This is a genomic window from Streptomyces sp. NPDC087420, from assembly GCF_044744165.1.
GTDB lineage: Bacteria > Actinomycetota > Actinomycetes > Streptomycetales > Streptomycetaceae > Streptomyces.
On sequence record NZ_JBIUXU010000004.1, the window covers coordinates 250,369 to 266,021 of the forward strand.

Here is a 15,653-nt window from a genome sequence, read left to right on the forward strand (position 1 = left end):
CTGCGTCAGGGACGGCGGAAGGGTGTACCTCCGACGGTACCCGAACGGCGGTACGCCGTTCAGTTCGAACGCGGCCACAGGGCGGTGCCGGGGTTCAGTTCGTACGGGGCCACAGGGCGGCGTCGGGGGTGAACCTGACGCGCAGCAGGCCGTCCGCGAGGGCCGCGCCGGCGACCGTGCAGCGGCGCAGCACGGAGGGCAGCGGCACGATCCGGCGGAACGGGCCGACGGTGAGGACAAGTTCGTCGTCCCTGCGCACGAGGTGGAGCTCGCTCTTGGCGACGCCGGGCAGCGGGAGGCACCAGACCAGCAGCCCGTCCTCGGCGAGCCGGTCCTCGACCCGCCAGGGGTCGTCGCGGCGCCCGGCCCCGTCCGGGCCGTCCGGGCCGTCCGGGCCGTCCGGTTCCACGGCGAGTCCGCCGCCCTCCGCCTCCGCGTCCAGCCGTGCGAGGTCGTCGGGGCCGTGCGGGTCGCGGCCCAGGTGGCGCACCGGACGCAAGGGGGACGCGGACGCCCCGCGCCACGCGTCCAGGCTCTTGTGCTGCTGCGCGGCCAGGGTCGCCAGCCAGGGGTCGGCGGAGTCCCGCGGCAGCAGCCGGTTCGGTACGAGCGTGTCGACGGGCAGGCCGTACAGGGCGGCCCCGGCGCGGGCGAGGCGCAGGGCCTCCTCCCCGGCGGGTCCCGGTTCGGCGACCATGCGCAGGGTGGTCCCCCGGTCCTCGATCACCGACTGGACGGCGGCCAGCTCGGCGTCCCGGTGGGCAGCCGTCTCGTACAGCCACTGGGCGGGCATGGGCACGCCGGCGAGCTGGGCCATCATCGGGCGCAGGGCGCGCGCGGCCTGCCGTTCGCGGGGCAGCAGCCGGCGCAGGTAGCGGCGCAGCTGTTCGGGCAGGGCGAGGGTGGCGAGGGCCTCGCGCAGCGGGGGCAGGTCGACCACGAGGACGTCCCAGTCGGCTTCCGCCGCCCGGCGCAGGGCGTGCAGCAGGGCGAACTGGCCGCTGCCCGGCAGCTCGGTCAGCTCCTCCTCGCGCAGCGGGCGGGCGCCGAGCAGGTCGAGGGCGGGGGTGACACGTTCCTGGAGGGTGAGCAGTTCCGTACGGAAGTGCTCACCGGAGTCGATGCGCGCGGCCCACAGGCCGTCCGCGACCTGCGCGGGGTCGGCAGGGCCGGGGCCCGGGGGCGTACCGAGCAGGGTGTCGAGGGGGTCGGCGGAGAGGAGCAACGTGCGGCCGCCGCTCCGGGCGGTGGCCTGGGCGGTGGCCGCGGCGACCGTCGTACGGCCGGCGCCGCCGGGACCGGTGACGAGGACCGTACGCATACGGGTCAGACTCCGGGGACGGATTCGACGCGCTTCTTCAAACCGGCGAGCGCGCGGTCGATGATGACCTTCTCGGCCTTGCGCTTGATCATGCCGAGCATCGGGATCTTCACGTCGACGGTCAGCCGGTAGGTGACCTCCGTGCGGTCACCGGCGCCGACGGGCGCGAGGAGGTACGAGCCGTCCAGCGAGCGCAGCATCTGGGACTTCACAAGCGTCCAGCTGACCTCGTCCTCGCCGGTCCAGGTGTACGCGAGGGTGTGGTCGTCCTTGATCGCACCGGCGTCCAGGACGAGTCTGACCTGCTCGGCGCGGCCCTTGGCGTCGCGTTGGAGCACCTCGGCCTCCTTCACCTCGCCGGTCCACTCCGGGTAGCGGGCGAAGTCGGCGATCACGCCCATGACGTCGGCCGGTGCCGCCTCGATCGTGATGCTCGAACTGGTGTGTTCCGCCATCGCCGTGCTCCTCAGTGCTGGGTACGCGGTGTGCAGGCTATCGCGACCGTGCCCGTCACCATTCCAGCGCCCAGGGACGCCCGGTGGCGGCGAAGTGGCCGACGTTCACGCACTCCGTCGCGCCGACCCGCATCCGGCGTGCCAAGGGCTGGTGCACATGGCCGAAGAGGGCGTAGCGGGGCTTTGAACGGTGGATGGCGGCCAGGAGCGCCCGGCTGCCGCGTTCGAAGCGGCGGGCGACGATGTCGTACGTCAGCTCGGGCACGTCCGGCGGGATGTGGGAGCACAGGACGTCGACCTCGCCGAGCGCCTCCACCTTGGCGGCGTACTCCTCGTCGGAGATCTCGTAGGGCGTGCGCATGGGGGTGCGCAGCCCGCCGCCGACAAAGCCGAAGACCCGTCCGCCGATCTCGGCGCGCTCGCCGTCGAGGACGGTGGTGCCCTGTCCTGCGTACTCGGGCCAGAGCGTCGGGATGTCGACGTTGCCGTAGGTGGCGTACGTAGGAGTGGGGAGGACCGCGAACATCTCCGCGTACTGGCGGCGTACGGCCCCTTCGATGGCGGCGGCGGGCTCGACGTCCAGCGTCGCCCACAGCTCCCGGCCGAACTCCCTGGCCTCGTCGAAGCGGCGGGCGGTGCGCAGCTCGACGATCCGGTCGGCGTTCTCGACGCCGAACAGATCGGGGAAGATCCCGCGCGAGTGGTCCGCGTAGTCGAGGAAGAGCACGAGGTCACCGAGACAGACCAGGGCGTCGGCGCCGTCACCGGCCATGGCGAGGGCCTGGGTGTTCCCGTGCACGTCACTGATCACGTTGACTCGCGTACCTCGCATGCCGATCACCCTAGATCGCGCGGCCCGTACTCGACAGAGGGGGCCGGACCTGCGGTTACCTCAACGGTGTCGGAGGCGTGGACTACTGTGCGCGAGGTACCGTCAGAATCGTGTGACGCGAGGAACATCTGGCCGGGGCCCCCTATCCGTATGTCAGTACCGGTGGGTAACGTCCGGGCAGTCCGGTCGTGCTCGCAGCCACCGAGCACCTGCCCGATCTTGGACCGCGGCCGGCGCACCACACCGACGTGGCGCCGGCGCCCGATGAGGAGCAGCAGTCTTGCGCGAGTTCAGCCTTCCGGCCCTGTACGAGGTCCCCGCGGACGGCAATCTGACGGATCTCATCCGCCGCAACGCCGTCCAGCATCCCGACGTGGCGGTCCTCGGCCGCAAGGTGGGCGGTGTCTGGACGGACGTGACCGCGGTCCAGTTCCTGGCCGAGGTCAGAGCCGCGGCCAAGGGCCTGATCGCGGCGGGCGTCCGGCCGGGTGACCGCGTCGCGCTGATGTCCCGTACGCGCTACGAGTGGGTACGGCTCGACTTCGCGATCTGGACCGCGGGCGCGGTGACCGTACCGGTGTACGAGACCAGTTCGGCCGAGCAGGTGCAGTGGGTCCTCGGCGACTCCGGCGCGGTCGCGGTGATCGTCGAGAGCGACGGGCACGCGGAGACGGTGGCGTCGGTAAGGGACGCGCTGCCGGAACTGCGGGACGTGTGGCAGATCGACAAGGGCGGCGTGGAGGCGCTGGTCACGAGCGGCGCGGAGGTCGACGACGCGACCGTCGACGCGCGCGCGTCGTCCGCGAAGGCCGACGACCCCGCCACGATCGTCTACACCTCGGGCACCACCGGCCGCCCGAAGGGCTGTGTCCTCACGCACCGCAGCTTCTTCGCCGAGTGCGGGAACGTGGTGGAGCGGCTCAAGCCGCTGTTCCGTACGGGTGAGTGCTCGATCCTGCTCTTCCTCCCCGCCGCGCACGTCTTCGGACGGCTGGTCGAGGTGGCGGCCGTGATGGCCCCGATCAAGCTCGGCTGCGTCCCCGACATCAAGAACCTCACCGAGGAGCTGGCGGCCTTCCGGCCGACGCTGATCCTGGGCGTGCCGCGCGTCTTCGAGAAGGTCTACAACGGGGCGCGCGCGAAGGCGCAGGCCGACGGCAAGGGCAAGATCTTCGACAAGGCGGCGCAGACGGCAATCGCGTACAGCCGCGCGCTGTCGACACCCCGGGGCCCTTCGCTGGGCCTGCGGATCCGGCACACGATCTTCGACAAGCTCGTCTACAGCAAGCTCCGCGCGGTGCTGGGCGGCGCCGGGGAGTACGCGATCTCGGGCGGCGCGCCGCTGGGCGAGCGCCTCGGGCACTTCTTCCGGGGCGTGGGGTTCACCGTCCTGGAGGGGTACGGCCTGACCGAGTCCTGCGCCGCGACGTCCTTCAACCCGTGGGACCGCCAGAAGATCGGCACCGTCGGGCAGCCGCTGCCGGGCTCTGTCGTACGGATCGCGGACGACGGCGAGGTGCTGCTGCACGGCGAGCACCTGTTCACGGAGTACTGGAACAACAAGACCGCGACGTCGGAGGCGCTGGCGGACGGGTGGTTCCACACGGGCGACATCGGCACGCTGGACGAGGACGGGTACCTCGCGATCACCGGCCGCAAGAAGGAGATCCTGGTGACGGCGGGCGGCAAGAACGTGGCCCCCGCGGTCATCGAGGACCGCATCCGCGCGCACGCGCTGGTCGCGGAGTGCATGGTCGTGGGCGACGGGCGCCCCTTCGTGGGCGCGCTGATCACCCTCGACGAGGAGTTCCTGGCGCGCTGGGCCACGGAACACGGCAAGCCGGCCGGGTCCACGGCGGCGACCCTCCGCCTCGACGCGGAGCTCCTGGCGGAGATCCAGGGGGCGGTGGACGAGGGGAACGCGGCGGTGTCGAAGGCGGAGTCGGTGCGGAAGTTCCGGATCCTGTCGTCGCAGTTCACGGAGGAGGGCGGTCATGTGACGCCGTCCCTGAAGCTGAAGCGGAACGTGGTCGCGAAGGAGTTCGCCTCGGAGATCGAGGGCCTCTACTCGTCCTGACGTCGCGCCCGGCGGGCGGTTGCGCTTACTGATGTCCTCAATCGCCGGACGGGCTGGGTTTGCCGTGGTGACGGGGAGACTGAACGACCCGGCCCGCCCCGAGGTAGGCCGGGTTTTAGCGCGGGCCTGGAAGGGGGACGGGCAGGGGTCGTGTCCGGAACGTAGAGCGTGTTTTGTGTCGCATGGCGACCGTTGCTAAGACAAGGTGCTGAACGCGACGTAAAACATGCAGTGCAGGACACGACCCCTGACCGGCCCCCGGCAACCGACCTGCGGATAAAAGCCGGCCCGCAGGGGGCAAAATCAAGCCCGTCCGGCGATTGAGGACAAGTAGTGACCCCAGCGGTCACTACAGCAGCGCCTCCAGGCGGGACGCCAGAAGATCCCAGCGCCACCGTTCGTCGACCCACGCCCGCCCCCGCTCGCCCAGAGCGTCACGCAGGGCCGGATCCAGGAGCAGCGTCACCACACGCTCCGCCGTCGCGGCCGACGCGACCGACGCGGGGGCGCCGGGGACCACCCACCCCGTCTCGCCCTCCAGAACCGCGTCCGGCGCCCCGCCCGAATCCCCCGCGATCACCGGCAGCCCCGTCGCCGAAGCCTCCAGGTAGACGATGCCGAGGCCCTCCACGTCCAGCCCGCCCCGCCGCGTACGGCACGGCATCGCGAAGACGTCGCCCGCGCCGAAGTGGGCCGGCAGCTCCGACCACGGCACCGCGCCGGTGAAGCGCACGGACTCCGCCACCCCCGACGACCGCGCCAGCCGCCGCAGCGCGGACTCGTAGGGGCCGCCCCCCACGATGAGCAGCACCGCGTCAGGCACCGAAGAAAGAATCGCGGGCATCGCGCGGATCAGCGTGTCCTGCCCCTTGCGCGGGACCAGGCGCGAGACGCAGACCACGACGGGCCGGTCCGTCAGGCCCAGACGTGCGCGGACCACCGCGCCCCCCGACCCCGGATGGAACGTCTTCTCGTCCACGCCCGGCGGCAGTTGCACCATCCGCCCGGCCGCCGCGGGCGACAACGCGGGGGCGATCCGCGAGCGCGTGTACTCGCCGAGGTACGTGATCGTGTCCGTACCCTCCCCGATCCGCCGCAACAACTGCCGGGACGCCGGCAACTGCGCCCAGCCCGCCTCGTGCCCGTGCGTCGTCGCGACCAGGCGCCGCGCGCCCGCCCGCCGCAGCGCGGGCCCCATCAGCCCGAGCGGGGCCGCCGCGCCGAACCACACGGACTCGCAGCCGTGCGCGCGCAGCAGCTCCGACGCCCGCCGGGTGACCCGGGGTGTCGGCAGCAGCATCGTCGTGGCGTCGCGTACGACCGTGAAGGGCTGCTCCGCGTCGAACGCGGCGGTCGCCTCCGCGCCCTCACGGCCGCGCTTCCAGGTCGAGGCGTAGACGACGACCTTCCCGGGGTCCAGCCGCAGCGCGATGTTGTGCAGGAACGCCTGGATCCCGCCGGGCCTGGGCGGGAAGTCATTGGTCACGATCAGGGTCTTGTGCATCGCCCCGAACAGTATCGCCGCGGACCGTGACCGACGGCCCTGCCTCCCCGCCCACGCCGTCTCCCGCCCGGCATCATGACAACCATGACCAAGTGGGTGGCCCGGGCGGGAAACGACGGACGGGCGGCGGCGTGGACGGGCGCGGTGTGGATCGTCACCAGGGCGGCGCTGCTGCTCTGCGTCTTCAAGGTCGTCACCCTGCCGGGCCCCGACGTCACCGGCGACGTCTCGGTGATCTACCGGGGCTGGTTCGAGGTGCTCAGGACCGGCACCTATCCGCTGGACGACGTGACCTGGCAGTATCCGCCCGCCGCCGCCCTCGCGATCGCCTCCCCGGCGGCGCTGCCGTTCCTCGGGTACGCCAGCGCGTTCTTCGTCCTGGCGTGCGCCTGCGACGCCCTCGTCCTCGGCCTGCTGCTGCGGGCGGGCCGCCGCCCCGGCGGGTCACCGCGCGGGGTCCGGGTGTGGGTGGCGGGGGTGCCTCTGCTGGGACCGACCTCGTACGCGCGGTACGACCTGATGGTGACGGCCGTCGCCGTGGCGGCGCTGGTGGCGGGGGCGCGCCGGCCGGCGGTGAAGGGGGCGCTCGCCGGGTTCGGCGCGCTCCTGAAGATGTGGCCCGCGCTGCTGCTGGTGGGCACCCCGCGCGGGCGGCCCACGCGCCGGACGTGGGCGGCGGCGGCCGGGACCGCGCTGGCGCTGACGGCGGGGTGTTACGCGGCGATGCCCGGCGCGCTCGCGTTCCTGACGTTCCAGCGGGACCGGGGTACGGAGATCGAGTCGCTGGGCGCGCTCGTCCTCCACGGAGCACGGCACTTCGGCTGGGAGGGTGAGGTGCTGCTGAACTACGGCTCGGTGGAGTTCCTCGGCCCGTACGTGCCCCTGGTCAGCGCCGCCGCGCTGGCCCTGACCGTGGTGGCGCTCGGCTGGCTGGTCGTGTGGCGGCTGCGGGCCCGCGAGTTCGCCGCGAGCACCCCGTGCGACGCGGCCTTCGTGGCGGTGCTGCTGTTCACCACGACGAGCCGGGTGATCAGCCCGCAGTACCTGCTGTGGCTGGTCGGTCTGGCCGCCGCGTGCCTGGTGGTGCGGACCAGCGGGATGGTCGTGCCCGCGCGCCTGGTGCTGGTGGCCACGGGGGTGACGCTGCTGGAGTTCCCGCTGCTGTTCTCGCACGTCGTCGCGAGCGACCCGCTGGGCGTGCTGCTGCTGACCGTACGGAACGGTCTGCTGGTGGCGGCAACCCTGATCGCCTGCCGTCGGCTGTGGGTACGGACGGTGGCGGCGCCCCGGCGGCGGGCGGCGCGGATCGACCTGGTCAGCCCAGACGTTTCCGTACGTACGCGCGCCACCGCACGGTGAAGTCCTCCGGCGTGGTCGACAGCACGTCGTTCATGGCCTTCTCGACGGCCCCGTCGGGCTGTCGCCCGGCGCCGACCGCGCGGTAGAAGGCGGTCAGCCGCTTCTCGCCCCAGTGGCCCGCGATCAGTTCGCAGGCGAGCCAGCCGCTCTCGTACGCCCGGGCGAGGGTGTCGGCGTCCCCGCCGAAGGAGAAGGCGTTGTTGCCGGGGAGCGCGGCGGGCACCTCGCCGCGCAGGACGGCCCGTTGGAGTTCGGGGGCGATCTGCGCGGCGGTCCGGCCGGTCGAGCGGTACGCGACCCAGTCCGCGAAGCCCTCGGAGAGCCAGGTGGGGGTGGCGGAGGAGGTGGCCGTGCGGGTGGCGACGTGGGTGGTCTCGTGGGTGAGGACAACCCGCTGCCCGAAGTCGCCGAGGGCGCCGTACGCGGCGGGGTTGACGATGACCCGGTCGGCGGGTGAGGCGCCGGAGCCGCCGGTCTCCCCCGTGGTGACCGCCGCGATGCCCCGGTAACCGTCCTCGGGCGCCCCCAGGAGGGCCGCCATGGCGGAGAGGGATCCCGGAACCAGCAGGACGACGCGATGGGCCCAGGCGCCCGTCCAGGCGTCGTCCACGGCGGGCACGGCGAGGTCGGCGGTGGCCGCGATCGCGCGCAGCCGGGTGGTGGTCTGCCCGACGCCGAGGACGAGGCTGTGCGTGCCGCGTACGACCCGTACCCTGCCCTGCTGCCAGAGCTGCTGGGCGCCGCCCTCGGCGGGGCGGTCGCCGGTCACGTACCAGCGGCCGGTGTGCTCGGCCAGGCTCAGCTCCCGGGGGGTCGACACGGGGGCGCTGTCGTAGCCGGCGATCCGGTAGCGCAGCTCGACCTGGGCGGTGGCGCGGGTGCCGGACCGTTCCACCCCGGTGACCCGGTACGCCCAGGAGCTGAGCGGTACGTCGGCGAGGTGGGTGAACTCCGTGCGGGCGGACGCCCGCAGGCGCGTCGCGGCGGGGTCGAGGGCGGCGAGGTAGGCGCTCTCGTCCCGGTCCAGGACACCGGCGGCCCGGCCGTCCAGCGTCCGCTGGATCGCCGCCGTGGCGGCGTCGGGCGCGGGCGGCGACCCCGAGCACCCGGACACGAGCAGCAGCCCGGAGAGCCCCAGCCCGAGGACACCGCGCCGGGTCGGGTGTCCTCTCTCATGCTCCGCGGCGATACGCCGCTGACCTGCCACGTCACGATCGTACGGGGGTCACCCGCGCCCCCGGCACAGGCCCGCCACGACCGCGTGGACCCTCAGACGCGAGTGACCGAGGAGACCGGCATCATCCCCACCGGGTCGTACCTCACCGCCGCGCCCGGGTACGGGGCGTGGATCACCTGGCCGTTGCCGACGTACATCCCGATGTGGCTCGCGTCGTCGCGGTACGCCACCAGGTCGCCGGGGAGCGCCTGGGACAGCGGGACCTGGCGGCCCGCGTACCGCTGGGCCTGCGAGGTGCGGGGCAGGCCCACCCCCGCCTGGGCGTACGACCACTGCGTCAGCCCCGAACAGTCGAAGCCGGTGGGGCCGTTGGCGCCCCACACGTACGGGCGGCCCACCGCGCGCTCCGCGGCCTGGACCGCCGCCGCCGCGCGGCCCGAGGCCGGTGCCGCGCCGGAGGGGCCGAACATCCCGTCCCGGTCCGAGGAGCGCGACGCGCGGTCGAAGGACGCGCGGTCGGCGTCCGGCAGGGCGTTCACCAGCCGTCGCGCCTCGACGAGTTTGCGCTCGACGGTCCGCTTGTGGCGGGCGACGGCCGCCCGGCTGCGTTCCAGCTCCGCGAGGTCGCGGGTGGATTCGAGCCGCTCCTGCGCCAGCCCGCGCTGTGCCTGCCGGAGTTCCAGCAGCGTGCCGGACTGGTGCTCGGCGACCCGGTCCAGCACGGACGCCTTCTCCAGGTACTCGTCCGGGTGCGAGGAGAGCAGCAGCGCGAGTCCCGGGTCGATGCCGCCCGAGCGGTACTGCGCGCCGGCGAGCGAACCGAGCGCGCCGCGCATGCGGTTGATACGTTCCTGGCCGCGCGCGGCCCGGTCCTGCGCCTGGTCCACCAGGGCGCGCAGCTCGCCGGCGCGTTCGTCGGCCTTGTTGTACAGCTCGGTGGCCTTCTCGGCCTGCTCGAACAGCCGGTCCACCCGGGCCCGGGTCGCGTCCGGTGACAGATGGGGGTCCGCGCTCGCCGGGGCGGCGCCGAGGGCGGCCGCCGCCGTGGCCGCCGCGACGGACACGGCCGTCACGGCGCCGCCGCGGACACCGAATCCCTGACCGGGCTGTGAGGGGCGACGATGGGACACCACAGCCGCGCTCCCTTCCGCTGTACGCACACGCGCAGCCCCTGCCGCCCGACGGGCGGACCGATGGCCGGGGTTGCGCGTGGCAGACAGTAGCCGGGCGGACACGGAGCGGCCAACGACCGGCTCGCGCACACACAGTGACGCCCCACCGTTGACCACAGGTCACCGGCGGGGCGTGGTGCCGACACGGGAGCGGGGAAGTTCGCCCGAATGGGCGGTCCGCGCCGTGTCGGAAGAGATTCTCAGATGCGGACGCCGAACTGGTAGCTGCCGGCCCACTCCATGGCCTCGTACCGCACGACGGCGCCGGGCTTGGGGGCGTGGATGACCTGGCCGTTGCCGACGTACAGGGCCACGTGGCTCAGACCGCTGAAGAACACCAGGTCGCCGGGGGCGAGTTCACTGCGGGCGATGCGGGTGCCCTCGTTGGCCTGGGTGTAGGTGGTACGGGTGAGCTGGACGCCGGCCTGGGCGTACGACCACTGGACCAGTCCCGAGCAGTCGTAGGCGTTGGGGCCCTCGGCGCCGGATATGTAGGGCTTGCCGAGCTGCGTCTTGGCGGCGGCCAGGGCGGCGGCGGCGCGGCCCGAGGCGGGCGCCGGGGTGTCGCCGAGGTCCACGCGGTCGTTGCCGCGGCTGGCGCGCTCCGCGTCGGCGGCCGCGAGGTCGGCGCGCTCCTTCGCGGTCAGGGTGTTGAGCACCTGCTGCGCGGCGGCGAGCTTCTTCTGGACTTCCTTCTTGTTGTCCGCCAGCTGCTTGCGCGCGTCGGAGAGGTCCTTGACCTTGTCCTGCGCCTCGGTGCGCTGCTGGGCGAGGGACCGCTGCTTCGCCTGGATCTGCTGGAGCGTCTCGGCCTGCTTGGCGCTGACCTGGTCCAGCGTGGAGGCCTTCTCCAGGTAGGTGTCGGGGTCCGACGAGAGGAAGAGCTGGATGGAGGGGTCGATGCCACCGGTGCGGTACTGGGCACTGGCGATCGAACCGAGCTCGTCCCGGAGGTCGTTGAGGTCGTCCTGGCCGTTGGCGACCTTGTCCTGGAGGGTGCCGACCTGCTTCTCCAGGTTGTCCTGCGCGTCTTCGGCGGCGTGCAGCTTCTCGTTCGCCACCTCCGCCTCGTGGTAGAGCTTGTCGACCTGCTCCTTGACCTCCGCCTTGGACGGCTTCGGGGCCGCGTTGGCGGCCTGGGAGGTCAGCGCTACGGCAGCGGCCGCGGTCACGGTGAGAACGGTCACCCGGGCGCGGTTGGGCTGCTTGGGACGACGGTGGGACGCCACGAAGGCGAGCTCCTTCTTCCTCAGCCGCCTACCGGGCAGGGGACGAATGTCCCGGCTCCGCGCCTTCAGCTCCCCCGGGAACCGGGCTGGACGGCGTGGACTCGGCGGTTCCTTCGCTGCCACCCCGAATGGGTGATCGACCGCGCGAAGGTTCGAGGCCTGACCCTAGTGACCTTCTTGTGATCAGTTCAAATCCTCACGGGAAAAATCTCGGCCGCGGGGGGCATAATTTACCGACACCACACAGGCAGTAATGGACATTTGACGCTCCGGTGGCCACAAGAGATGCCAATTCGGTCATTGGCCGCACAAGTTGACTAGCTGCGCGAAAGCCGCTTCAGCAACAAGGCGGACGCGACGGGCCGGGCACCGGCCTTCGCCACCCCGTCCGCGACCTCACGGTCGGTGGAGACCACCACGACGGGCCGCCCCGGCGGCTCCGCGCGCACGAGCTGGCGGATCAGTTCGTCCGCCGTGATCCCGGGCTTCGAGAACAGCACCCGTACCCCGCGCGGCGGGGCGAGCAGCACCGGGGCCGCCAGCTCCGCCCCGTCGAAGACACACGTCATCTCGGCGCCCGACTGGGCCGCCAGCATGGCGAGCCCGCCCAGCAGCCGCAGCCGCTGCTTCTCGAGCGGCATCGTCGGATAGCCGGTCTTGGTGACGTTGTAGCCGTCCACGATCAGATGCGACTGGGGCAGCGCCAGCAACTGGTCGAGCAGCGCCGGGTCCAGGTCGGAGAGCGCCCGCGCCGCGACGTCCTTCGGCGACATCCGGCCCGGCTCGACGGCGTCGACCGTGTCGGCAGGCCGGGCGTTGGCCGGCGGCAGGGCCAGCTCGCGGCGCAGCCCCTGCGCCGACTCCAGGACCGTGTCCAGCAGCAGCCGCAGCCGCATGTCCTCTATGGACCGGCCCTCGCGCGCGGCCCTGCGGCTCGCCTCGACCGTGGACTCGGCCTCGTTCAGCCGCGCCCTGATCCGCCGGGTCTCGCTCTCGGCGGCCGACACCTGCGCGGCGGCCTCCGCCTTGAGCGTCTCGGACTCGGCGGTCGTACGGCGCAGGGCGGCCTCGCCGCGCTTGACGTCGCTCTGGGCGCTGCGCAGCTTGCGGTGGAGCGATTCGGCCTCCTTGCGGGCCGTCTCCAGCTCCGTACGCAACCGTTCGTTCTCGGTCTTCGTCAGCGCCCTGGCGACGGCCAGCTCTTCGCGCAGCCGCTCCAGCTCGCGCCTGGCCTCCTCGCCGGCGCGCTCGGCGTCGGCCCGCTGGGCCTCCTCGCCGGCGGCCGCCACCAACTTCACCCATCCGGGGGGCCGCAGCACGTACGCGGCGGCGGCCACATCCACGGGATCGGCCGCCGCGGGCGGCGATCCGGACTCCAGGGCGGAGGACAGCTCGGGCTGCGACTGCGTGATCCGCTCCCCGATCCGCTGGCGGAAGAGGGGGTCGCTCTCCAGCGCGGCGGCCATCGCGTTGCCCGCGAACTTGGCACGCCTGTTCGGGGTGAAGCGGGCGTACTGGCGCAGCTGCGCCGGGAGTTCGGAGACCGTCAGCCCGCCGAAGGCGTCCGAGACCAGCGCGACGACCCGGCGTCTCACCCCGTCCGGGAGCGGACGGTCGAGCGCCTCGGCGGCGTCACCGCCGGCCGCACCGGCCGGCTCGGCACCGCTGTCCGGCTGCTCCACGATCCGTCACCCCACTACCCTCGGGCGGTTCCCTCAGGAACCGGCGCCCGGCCTGTCGACCAGCTCGATCTGGTCCACCGCGTTGCACCAACGGCAGCGCACGGACTCGATGGTCTCACTGACCACCTCTCGCTCCTCCACCTTCGGCTCCCCCGCCAGGTCCAGATGGACGTACTCCACGACCCTCGACGACCGGGTCACGTCGAAGCGCGTGAGATTGCCGCAGAGCGTGCAGCGCCACCGGGTGGCGGCCGTCGGCCGGGGAACCGTCGTCATCGTGCCGTCCTTGAGTGTCGGGGTGGGGCCGGCGGTGCGCCGTCGAACGTGTGGATGTCCGCCCGTAACCCTACGGCCTCGCGGGTACCCCATGGCCCGGCGAGGCATTCCCGCCCGATGACTCCCCGTACGCCATGCTCTGTCCGTGATCAATTGGCGCACGGCGAACGACGGCCCCGTGGTGACGTACGGACTGATCGCGCTCTGCGTGCTGACGTTCCTGATCAGCCCCCTGTCGGGCTTCACCATGGCGTACGGGAGGGGCGAGGCGCTCCTCGGTGCGCAGAGCGCGTACTTCGAACGCTGGGGTGTCGTCCCCGGCCAGTTGACGCACGACCCCACCCCGCGCGCCCTGCTGACCCCTCTCACCGCGCTGTTCGTCCACGGCAGCTGGCTGCACCTGCTGGGGAACATGCTCTTCCTCTACGTCTTCGGGGCGATGACGGAGGAGCGGATGGGGCGACTGCACTTCGCGCTGTTCTACCTGGCCGCCGGCTACGCGGCCCTCTTCGTGTACGCGATGGCCAACGCGGGCTCGGAGCAGACCCTGGTGGGGGCGTCCGGCGCGATCTCCGCGGTGCTGGGCGCCTTCCTGCGCCTCTTCCCCCGGGCGCGGGTCACCAGCCTCTTCCCGTTCCTCCTCTTCCTGCCGCTGCGCTTCCCCGCCTGGATCGTGCTGATCTTCTGGTTCGTCCTCCAGTGGGTGGCGGCGCGGAACGCCGGATCGGGGCCCGGGGTCGCGTACCTCGCCCATCTGGTGGGCTTCGCCGTGGGCTTCTGCTACGCCTGGGGGCGTTACCGGCGTAGCGATAGGGTGGAGGTCAAAGCCGTGGCCACCGAGGGAGAACGTCAGCCGTGATCACCGCGATCGTGCTCATCAAGACCAGCGTCGGCCGGATCCCCGAGATCGCCGAGTCGATCGCCGCGCTGGACAGCGTCAGCGAGGTCTTCTCGGTCACCGGTACGTACGACCTGATCGCCATGGTGCGGGTCGCCAAGCACGACGACCTGGCGGACATCATCCCCGGTTCGATCAGCAAGATCGAAGGCGTCGAGGCGACGGACACACACGTCGCGTTCCGTACGTACTCCCAGCACGACCTGGAGGCGGCCTTCGCGATCGGACTCGACGCGTAGGCCGCCTCCAGGCGGTGCGCAGGGGAACGACGCCCTCCCGTGCGAGCGTGCGTCAGACGGTCTCGCCGTCCCGGTCCGGGACGCAGCGGCCCTCCTCGGTGCGGTAGCTCCAGCGGGCGCCCTCGCGCACCAGCTCCTTCACGGCGCCGACAAACCGGTCCACGTGCTCGTCGGGCGTTCCCGCGCCGAAGCTCACCCGAATGGCGTTGAGCGAGCGCTCGCCCGGCTCCGCCTCCGGGGCGCCGCACTCCCCCGGGTCCTGCGGGTCGCTGCCCAGCAGGGTCCGTACCAGCGGGTGGGCGCAGAACAGGCCGTCCCGCACCCCGATGCCGTACTCCGCGGAGAGCGCCGCGGCGAAGTGCGAGCTGTTCCAGCCCTCCACCACGAACGAGAGCACGCCGACGCGCGGGGCGTCGTCCCCGAACAGCGACAGCACCCGGACCTCGGGCACCTCGGCCAGGCCCGCCCGCACGCGGCGGACAAGCCGCTGCTCCCGGGCGACGAGCGTGTCGAACCCGGCCTCTTCGAGCGCCTTGCACGCCGAGGCGATGGCGTACACGCCGATGACGTTGGGCGAACCGGCCTCGTGACGGGCGGCCGTGGTGTGCCAGTCGACGTCCACCCCGCCGTCCGCACGCCGGGCGACCTTGCGGCTGGCGCCGCCGCCCGCCAGGTACGGCTCCGCCTCCCGCAGCCAGTCGGCGCGGCCCGCGAGGACACCGGAGCCGAAGGGCGCGTACAGCTTGTGCCCGGAGAAGGCGACCCAGTCGACGTCCAGTCCGGCGATGTCGACGGGGTGGTGCGGGGCGAGCTGCGCCGCGTCGAGGACGATCTGCGCGCCGTGCCGGTGGGCGGCGGCGGCCAGCTCCCGTACGGGCCAGATCTCGCCGGTCACGTTGGACGCGCCGGTGACACAGACCAGGGCGGGGCCCTGCTCCCGCCCGGCGAGCGCCCGGTCGAGCGTGGCGACGGCCTCGGCGGGGGTACGGGGCGCGTTCAGGTACGTCACCCGGGCGTCGCGCCAGGGCAGCAGCGAGGCGTGGTGCTCGGTCTCGAACACGAAGACCTGGGTGCCCGCGGGGACCACGGCGGCCAGCAGGTTGAGCGAGTCGGTGGTCGAACGGGTGAAGACGACCTGGTCGTCGGGGCGGCAGCCGAGGAACTCGGCGACGGTACGGCGGCTGTTCTCGAACAGGTCCGTCGACAGCTGGGAGAGGTAGCCGGCGCCGCGGTGCACGCTGCCGTAGTACGGCGCGTAGGCGGCGACGTCGTCCCACACCCGCTGGAGCGCGGGGGCGCTCGCGGCGTAGTCGAGGGCGGCGTAGGTGACCTCGCCCCCGGTGACGAGCGGGACGGTCACGTCGCGCCCGAGCACGGGCAGCGGCGCCGCACAGGCGGGGTCGTCGGTGGCGGTGGCAATGATGGACGACGA

The 15,653-nt window shown here is 72.7% G+C and carries 14 protein-coding genes; 4 read left to right on the forward strand and 10 right to left on the reverse strand.

Annotation, left to right across the window (positions count from 1 at the left end; genetic code table 11):
* Positions 1-94: 94 nt before the first annotated feature.
* The 3 genes from ACIO1C_RS09760 to ACIO1C_RS09770 are packed head-to-tail and all read right to left on the reverse strand — an operon-like array spanning position 95 to position 2,608.
* Positions 95-1,321 (reverse strand): ArsA family ATPase, encoded by a 1,227-nt coding sequence (locus tag ACIO1C_RS09760; protein WP_401860436.1) that lies wholly within the window; start codon positions 1,319-1,321, stop codon positions 95-97.
* A 5-nt stretch (positions 1,322-1,326) separates the two neighbouring features.
* The gene (locus ACIO1C_RS09765) at positions 1,327-1,776 is read right to left on the reverse strand and encodes an SRPBCC family protein (RefSeq protein WP_401860438.1); all 450 of its coding nucleotides are present in this window, start codon (positions 1,774-1,776) and stop codon (positions 1,327-1,329) included.
* A gap of 55 nt (positions 1,777-1,831) precedes the next feature.
* Positions 1,832-2,608: a metallophosphoesterase gene (locus ACIO1C_RS09770; RefSeq protein WP_401860441.1), complete on the reverse strand. Its 777-nt coding sequence runs from the start codon at positions 2,606-2,608 to the stop codon at positions 1,832-1,834.
* Positions 2,609-2,888: 280 nt separating this feature from the next.
* Between ACIO1C_RS09770 and ACIO1C_RS09775 the strand changes: the two genes are divergently transcribed.
* Positions 2,889-4,685: an AMP-dependent synthetase/ligase gene (locus ACIO1C_RS09775; RefSeq protein ID WP_401860444.1), complete on the forward strand. Its 1,797-nt coding sequence runs from the start codon at positions 2,889-2,891 to the stop codon at positions 4,683-4,685.
* A gap of 349 nt (positions 4,686-5,034) precedes the next feature.
* Here ACIO1C_RS09775 and ACIO1C_RS09780 read toward each other — a convergent pair whose 3' ends face one another.
* Complete coding sequence (locus ACIO1C_RS09780; RefSeq protein WP_401860446.1) at positions 5,035-6,189, reverse strand: glycosyltransferase family 4 protein; 1,155 nt, start codon at positions 6,187-6,189, stop codon at positions 5,035-5,037.
* Between the two features lie 84 nt (positions 6,190-6,273).
* Between ACIO1C_RS09780 and ACIO1C_RS09785 the strand changes: the two genes are divergently transcribed.
* Entirely contained in the window at positions 6,274-7,548 is a 1,275-nt protein-coding gene (locus tag ACIO1C_RS09785) for a glycosyltransferase 87 family protein (RefSeq protein WP_401860448.1), read from the forward strand.
* Here the strand turns inward: ACIO1C_RS09785 and ACIO1C_RS09790 are convergent.
* The 5 genes from ACIO1C_RS09790 to ACIO1C_RS09810 all read right to left on the reverse strand — a co-directional run bounded on the left by ACIO1C_RS09790 (position 7,505) and on the right by ACIO1C_RS09810 (position 13,084).
* Positions 7,505-8,755, reverse strand: coding sequence for a hypothetical protein (locus ACIO1C_RS09790; protein ID WP_401860449.1), 1,251 nt, complete (start codon positions 8,753-8,755; stop codon positions 7,505-7,507). The genes ACIO1C_RS09785 and ACIO1C_RS09790 overlap by 44 nt on opposite strands.
* 62 nt (positions 8,756-8,817) lie before the next feature.
* Positions 8,818-9,858: an NlpC/P60 family protein gene (locus tag ACIO1C_RS09795; RefSeq protein WP_401860451.1), complete on the reverse strand. Its 1,041-nt coding sequence runs from the start codon at positions 9,856-9,858 to the stop codon at positions 8,818-8,820.
* A 239-nt stretch (positions 9,859-10,097) separates the two neighbouring features.
* Positions 10,098-11,126 (reverse strand): NlpC/P60 family protein, encoded by a 1,029-nt coding sequence (locus tag ACIO1C_RS09800; protein ID WP_401860453.1) that lies wholly within the window; start codon positions 11,124-11,126, stop codon positions 10,098-10,100.
* Between the two features lie 317 nt (positions 11,127-11,443).
* On the reverse strand, positions 11,444-12,808 hold the full coding sequence (locus ACIO1C_RS09805; protein ID WP_401860456.1) for an NYN domain-containing protein: 1,365 nt from the start codon (positions 12,806-12,808) through the stop codon (positions 11,444-11,446).
* Positions 12,809-12,841: 33 nt separating this feature from the next.
* Complete coding sequence (locus ACIO1C_RS09810) at positions 12,842-13,084, reverse strand: hypothetical protein (RefSeq protein WP_161307677.1); 243 nt, start codon at positions 13,082-13,084, stop codon at positions 12,842-12,844.
* Positions 13,085-13,265: 181 nt separating this feature from the next.
* Between ACIO1C_RS09810 and ACIO1C_RS09815 the strand changes: the two genes are divergently transcribed.
* Positions 13,266-13,943, forward strand: a complete 678-nt coding sequence (locus ACIO1C_RS09815; protein ID WP_401861012.1) for a rhomboid family intramembrane serine protease — start codon at positions 13,266-13,268, stop codon at positions 13,941-13,943.
* A complete protein-coding gene (locus ACIO1C_RS09820) occupies positions 13,940-14,221 on the forward strand; it encodes an Lrp/AsnC family transcriptional regulator (RefSeq protein ID WP_401860459.1) in 282 nt (93 codons plus the stop codon). Before ACIO1C_RS09815 ends, ACIO1C_RS09820 begins: the two co-directional genes overlap by 4 nt.
* Positions 14,222-14,273: 52 nt before the next feature.
* Here the strand turns inward: ACIO1C_RS09820 and ACIO1C_RS09825 are convergent, their stop codons facing one another.
* The gene (locus ACIO1C_RS09825; RefSeq protein ID WP_401861015.1) at positions 14,274-15,644 is read right to left on the reverse strand and encodes an aminotransferase class V-fold PLP-dependent enzyme; all 1,371 of its coding nucleotides are present in this window, start codon (positions 15,642-15,644) and stop codon (positions 14,274-14,276) included.
* Positions 15,645-15,653: the final 9 nt, after the last annotated feature.